General features: G+C 60.6%; 2 protein-coding genes. One reads left to right on the forward strand and one right to left on the reverse strand.

The window, feature by feature from the left end:
* Positions 1-192 (forward strand): HAD-IA family hydrolase (locus G3A47_RS23070; RefSeq protein ID WP_166926617.1); only part of this gene is annotated, 192 nt, incomplete at its 5' end.
* 79 nt (positions 193-271) lie between these two features.
* Here the strand turns inward: G3A47_RS23070 and G3A47_RS23075 are convergent.
* Positions 272-592 (reverse strand): phosphodiester glycosidase family protein (locus tag G3A47_RS23075; protein WP_208328431.1); only part of this gene is annotated, 321 nt, incomplete at its 5' end.

A 592-nucleotide genomic window follows, 5' to 3' on the forward strand; every position in this document is an offset into this window, starting at 1 on the left:
GTCGGATTGCGGCATCACTTCGAGGAGATGTTCTACGCCGCGCGCTTCGGCGTCGGCAAGAACAGCGCCCGTTTCTACGAAAACGTCGAGCAACTGATCGGACAGCAAGCCCAGCCCCCGCTTTTCTTCGACGATTCCGCCAAGGTTGTCGCGGCAGCACGACAACCTTGGCTGGGCGGCCGTCCTCTATAACGACCTCGACGATTTCACGCGCCATCCTTGGATTGCGTCGAGACTCGACTGAACAAAAAGCCCTGCAGAGGTTTGAAAACTATCGTTTTTTCACTGCCAGAACAGGGCCGGCAGGAAACGAACCGCCGACAATCGTGTCGGTCCCGTTGGAGAGCGTCGAGACGGCGCCGTCGAAGAACAGCGCATTGCGGCAGCCCAGCGCATCGCGAAACAACCTGGCAAAGCCGCCAAGGCTGACTTCGCCGCGCGAGATCGCCAGCACCACCGTATCGGGATCGCGAACGCCGACACCGTTGCGGATGTAGCGTGACGTACCATTCGGCTCGAAGCGTGGGTGCAGCGCTCCGTCGATCACCAGCATCGGACCGGATTGGGTGGCGTAGGTAACCGCAAGTCTGGC

Origin of the sequence: Flavobacterium poyangense, assembly GCF_011751075.1 — a bacterium.
Taxonomy (GTDB): Bacteria; Bacteroidota; Bacteroidia; order Flavobacteriales; family Flavobacteriaceae; genus Flavobacterium; species Flavobacterium poyangense.